4 protein-coding genes and 1 pseudogene are annotated in these 5,363 nt (G+C 74.4%); 3 read left to right on the top strand and 2 right to left on the bottom strand.

Annotated features, from left to right (window positions below):
- Both AB0O00_RS28270 and hflX read left to right on the top strand, forming a co-directional pair.
- On the top strand, positions 1-813 hold an 813-nt coding region (locus AB0O00_RS28270), incomplete at its 5' end, for an ACT domain-containing protein (protein WP_363656449.1).
- The gene (hflX, locus tag AB0O00_RS28275) at positions 810-2,312 is read left to right on the top strand and encodes a GTPase HflX (protein WP_363656450.1); all 1,503 of its coding nucleotides are present in this window, start codon (positions 810-812) and stop codon (positions 2,310-2,312) included. The genes AB0O00_RS28270 and hflX, both read left to right, overlap by 4 nt.
- Before the next feature lie 61 nt (positions 2,313-2,373).
- Here hflX and AB0O00_RS28280 read toward each other — a convergent pair whose 3' ends face one another.
- Positions 2,374-3,501: a hypothetical protein gene (locus AB0O00_RS28280; RefSeq protein WP_363656452.1), complete on the bottom strand. Its 1,128-nt coding sequence runs from the start codon at positions 3,499-3,501 to the stop codon at positions 2,374-2,376.
- 33 nt (positions 3,502-3,534) lie between these two features.
- The gene (locus tag AB0O00_RS28285; protein ID WP_363656454.1) at positions 3,535-4,716 is read right to left on the bottom strand and encodes a hypothetical protein; all 1,182 of its coding nucleotides are present in this window, start codon (positions 4,714-4,716) and stop codon (positions 3,535-3,537) included.
- 352 nt (positions 4,717-5,068) lie between these two features.
- Here AB0O00_RS28285 and AB0O00_RS28290 point away from each other — a divergent pair.
- Positions 5,069-5,363: pseudogene (locus AB0O00_RS28290) on the top strand (siderophore biosynthesis protein); the annotation flags it as partial.

The raw sequence follows: 5,363 nt of genomic DNA on the forward strand, positions 1-5,363 counted from the left end.
GTGCCCGCCGGGGCCGGGTCGCGCGCCGCCGAGCCCTCCGGGCCCGCGCCCGAGTGGCTCGCCCACGCCCGGACCCCGGCCGCCCGCCTCGCCATCGAGCGCTGGCTGGCCGACCACCCGGCCCGGCTGCCGGTGGTCCGCACCGGCCCCTCGGCCGGGCAGCCCGCCCCGCCCGCGCACCGCACCGCCGAGCGCCGGGCCGCCCCGGTCGCGGTGGCCGGGCGGCCGGGGGCGCCGGTGCGGCTGGCCCGGTGCTGCACGCCGGTGCCGCCGGACGAGGTGACCGGTTACCCGATCCGCGGCGGCGCCGTCGCCGTGCACCGCGCGGCCTGTCCGGCGGGGGAGCGGATGCGGACGGCCGGGCGCGGCACGCTGGAGGTCCGCTGGCAGGCGGACGGCACCCCGGCCGACGGCTACCGGGCCACCCTGCGGGCCGAGGCGCTGAACCGGCCGCGACTCCTCGCCGACCTGACCGCGGCGATCTCCGCGGAGGACGTCGGCATCGTCTCGGCCGACGTCGAGCCGCCGCAGGAGCTGCGGGTCCGGCACACCTACACCGTCGAGCTGCCCGCCCCGGACGCGCTGCCCGGGCTGATGCGGGCCATGCTCAGGGTCTCGGGCGTCTACGACGTGAGCCGCCCGCACGCCCCCGGGGGCGGCGGCCCCGACGGAAATGGGGGTGACCGGCCCGCACCGGGCGTGGGACCATCGAGGGGAATGCGCGGCCGGTCCACGGCGTTCACCGGGCACAGGAGCTCCGGTGCCGCCCACGGGCCGTCGCCTCAGCCACCCACCGACCAAAGGACAGAATGACCTCCACGTTCGACACCCGCGACCACGCCGACGCCCCGCGCCGCCTCGACGGTCGGCGGGCGGAAGCCCTCATGGACGAGGACCTCGCAGGCATCGACGAGGACCTCGGCCAGCACTACGACGGCGACCAGTACGACCGCAGCGAGCGCGCCGCGCTGCGTCGTGTCGCCGGCCTCTCCACCGAGCTCCAGGACGTCACCGAGGTCGAGTACCGCCAGCTCCGCCTGGAGCGCGTGGTGCTCGTCGGCGTCTGGACCGACGGGACGCTCGAGGAGGCGGAGAACTCGATGGCCGAGCTCGCCGCGCTCGCCGAGACCGCCGGCTCCGAGGTGCTGGACGGTGTGATCCAGCGCCGCGACAAGCCCGACGCCGCCACCTACATCGGCTCCGGCAAGGCGAAGGAGCTGCGCGACATCGTTGCGGCGACCGGCGCCGACACCGTGGTCTGCGACGGTGAGCTCACCCCCGGCCAGCTGATCCAGCTGGAGGACGTGGTCAAGGTCAAGGTCGTCGACCGGACGGCCCTGATCCTCGACATCTTCGCCCAGCACGCAAAGTCCCGCGAGGGCAAGGCGCAGGTCTCGCTCGCGCAGATGCAGTACATGCTGCCGCGCCTGCGCGGCTGGGGTCAGTCGCTCTCCCGGCAGATGGGTGGTGGTGGCTCCGGCTCGTCCGGCGGCGGCATGGCCACCCGTGGTCCCGGTGAGACCAAGATCGAGACCGACCGGCGCCGGATCCGCGAGAAGATGGCGAAGCTCCGCAGGGAGATCGCCGACATGAAGAAGGGCCGCGACACCAAGCGCCAGGAGCGCAAGCGCCACCAGGTGCCGTCCGTGGCCATCGCCGGGTACACCAACGCCGGCAAGTCCTCCCTGCTCAACCGGCTCACCGGCGCGGGCGTCCTGGTGGAGAACGCGCTGTTCGCCACCCTGGACCCGACCGTGCGCCGGGCGCAGACGCCCAGCGGGCGGGTCTACACGCTGGCCGACACCGTCGGCTTCGTCCGGCACCTGCCGCACCACCTGGTCGAGGCGTTCCGCTCGACCATGGAGGAGGTCGCCGACGCGGACCTCATCCTGCACGTGGTGGACGGCTCGCACCCCGAGCCGGAGACGCAGCTGGCCGCCGTCCGCGAGGTCATCGTCTCGGTGGACGCGCAGAACGTCCCCGAGATCGTGGTGATCAACAAGGCGGACGCCGCCGATCCGCACGTGCTGCAGCGCCTGCTGCGCCGCGAGCCGCACGCCATCGTGGTGTCGGCCCGCAGCGGCGCGGGCATCGAGGAGCTGCTGAAGCTCATCGACGACGAGCTGCCGCGCCCGGCCGTCGAGGTGCGGGCCCTGGTGCCCTACACCCAGGGCGGGCTGGTCTCCCGGGTGCACGCGGAGGGTGAGCTGCTCTCCACCGAGCACACCGGCGAGGGCACGCTGCTGCACGCCAAGGTGCCGGTCGAGCTGGCTGCCGAGCTGGAGCGCTACGCGGTGGCGCTGCGGGGCTGATCCGCTCGTCGCGAGGCCCCTGGACAGGTGCTGTCCGGGGGCCTTCGCACGCCCGTCGGCGTCATCGGACGTTCTTGCTGAAGTACTCGAAGGCCTGCTTCGCCTGGTCCTGGAGCGCGGGGCCGGCCAGGTACCCGGCCGGGTTGCGGCTGCCGGTCGCGTTGACGCTGATCAGGTTGGGCTTGCCGTCCTTGACGATGAACCAGCCGCCGCCGCCCGCCCCGCCGGTCATGGTGCAGCCGATCGCGTACATCGGCGGGCGGGCCCGGTCGAAGGACGGCCTGGCCGGCGCGGCCGGCGCGTCGCAGTGGTCGAGCTCCATGCCGTCGAACGGCTTCTCGGCGGGGTAGCCGTAGGAGATGGCCGAGGTGATCTGCTCGCGCGGGGCGTTGAACCAGACCGGGACGGAGCCGCCGACCGTCTCCTCCAGCGACCGGCCGGAGCCGTCCTCGTCGCGTACCCGGATGATCCCGTAGTCGTACTGGCTGTGGGCGCCGCTGCCACTCTCCTTGACCCAGGTCGGCGAGACCAGCGCGCGCACCGCCGTCCACTGTCCGTACGGGGCCACCTGCTGGTCGGTGTAGGGCTTCCCGCGGGCGGCCTGGCCGTCGCGGTTGAAGCCGGGCACGAAGGTGATGTTCCGCAGCCAGGTGCCGCCCTTGCCCTCGTGCAGGCAGTGCGCGGCGGTGTAGACGAGGTTGCTGCGGCCCGGGTTGGCCGGGTCGGAGACCACGGTGCCGGAGCAGGCGGCGTCGCCCTCGGGTGCCGTCACGAAGAGCCTGCCGACGACGGCCGCGGCCGGGCCGTACGGGTGCGGCTGCGCCTGGGCCGGCACGGCGGCCGGGGGAGCGTCCTGCGGGGTGTCGCCCTGGGCCGCGGCGCGCGGGGCCTCCGGGACGGACCGGCCCTTGGTGGCCTCCATCCTGGCGCGCGACCAGGAGCCCGGGGGCACCTCGTTGCCGAAGGCGCTGTCGGCGACGAAGCGGGCCCAGTCCTCGACCTTCCAGCCCGCCAGGTCGCCGGGGCCGGTCGGCGGCGCCGGCCTGGCGAGGGTGGCCGGGGCGCCCGCGCCGCCGCCGGCGCGGTCGGGCCCGCAGGCGGTCGCGGTCAGCGTGAGCGCGGCGAGCACCGCGGCGCCGGCCAGTGCGGCCCGGCGCCGCGGCGCGCGTCCGCGGGTGGTGTGCGGCACGGTGCATCGTCCCCGGCTGTGAGGTGAACGCGGTTACTGCTTCCTGGAGATCCAGTCCAGGGCGTTCTTGGCGACCGTCTCCAGGTACGGGCCGCTCAGCGAGGTGTGCTGCTGGGTGCCGATCGACGTGTTGCTGACCAGGGCCGTCCTCCCGTCCGGCATGGTGGCGAACCAGCCGCCGCCGCTGGCGCCCTGGGTCATGTTGCAGCCGATGGTGAGCATCGACGGCCGCAACGCGTCGAACGACAGTCGGGTCGGCTTGCCGCCGTCGCACTTGTACAACTCCTGGCCGTCGAACGGCTTGTAGAGCGGGTAGCCGACGGCCGAGACGGAGAGCTTGTCGCGCGGCGCGTCGAACCAGACCGGGACGGCCGAACCGACCGTCTCCTCCAGCGACTTGCCGGTGTCGTTCTGGCTGTGCACGCGCATGATGGCGAAGTCGTACTGGCTGGCGGCGTCCCCGGTGCCGCCGCCCTCGACCACCCACTGCGGCGAGGTGGTGACCTGGTCGGCCCACCACGTGCCGAGCGGGGCCAGCTCGGACAGCGGGGCCTTCTTGCCGCCGCTGGAGGCGCCCGAGTTGTTGTAGGCGGGCACGAACACGAGGTCCTTGTAGTAGTTGCCGCCCTTGCCCTCGTGCACGCAGTGGCCGGCCGTCCAGACCAGGTTGCTCTTGCCCGGGTGCTGCGGGTCGGTGATGACCGTCGCCGAGCAGTTGCCCCGGCCGCCCTGGGCGCTGAAGAACACCTTGCCGGAGGGCTGCTTGGTGTACGGGCGGGGCATCGCCACGGCGTTGACCACCGGCGGCTCGGGGTCCGTCCCGCCGTCGTCGGAGGCCGGCTTGGCGGTGGGCGGGGCCGGCTCGGCCGGCTTGGAGTCGCCCATCTTGTCCGGGTTCCAGAAGTCCTTCACGACCGGGTTGTTGAAGACGTGCTTGGACGCCCAGTTGTCCCAGTCCTCGAACTTCCACTTCTTCAGGTCGTCCCAGCTCTTGGGCAGGCCCTCCAGCAGGCTGGTCGGGATGCCCGAGGGCAGGGTGATCCCGCCGATCACGCCCCCGCCGCCCGGGGCCGGGCCGCTCGCGGAGGCGGGCGGCGGTGCGGGGGTGCTCGTGCCGTCGGCCGAGGACGGGCCGTCCGGGCCGCAGGCGCTCACGGCGAACAGGGTGCCGGCGGCGAGGACGGCCGCGGCGGCGGACCGGTGGATCGATGGCATCTGTGCGCTTCCCCCTGTGGATCGGTGCGCGAACGGGACGGTGGTTCGTGGACGCGACGGGCCGGTGTAGGAGTCTTCCACTGGTCCGGAGGACGACACCGGGCGCCCCCGGGTTGCGGCGCCCGAGCGGTGGTCACCGATCCGTGACGAAGCCTCCACAGGAGCCGCCGGTACAACCGGGCCTTCCTCCCCGGCGGTGAACAATCACCGATCTTCACCCGGACGAGTGAGCCGTCCTTGTGATCACCCGTCAGGGATAGGTAACCCTTACCTGACGCGACGGTGCGAGCGCCCGCCGAACCCCCCTCCGCCATCCGCGCGCGTCCGCACCCACGCGTCCCGAGGAGCACCCTTGAGCACCGCCGCCCTGACCGGAGCCCCGCCCGAACCGCTGCCGCCCGCGGACCGGCCGGCCGGGCCTGACCCGCTGCTGCACCCCGACCCCGCCGTCGCCGCCGAACAGGCCGCCGTGGAGGCCCTGCTGCGCTGCTGGACGCGCGAGACCGGCGCCCGTCCCGGCCCGGACGGCCGGCTGCGGATCGCCGTGCTCGGCGGCGCCGCGCGGCTCTCCGCGCCCGTCCGCCACTGGTCGCCCGGCGGCTGGCACCGCTTCGGCCCGGCCCGCCTCGGCGCAGGTGACGGCGCCC

It is taken from the genome of Kitasatospora sp. NPDC093558 (assembly GCF_040683475.1).
Lineage (GTDB): Bacteria > Actinomycetota > Actinomycetes > Streptomycetales > Streptomycetaceae > Kitasatospora.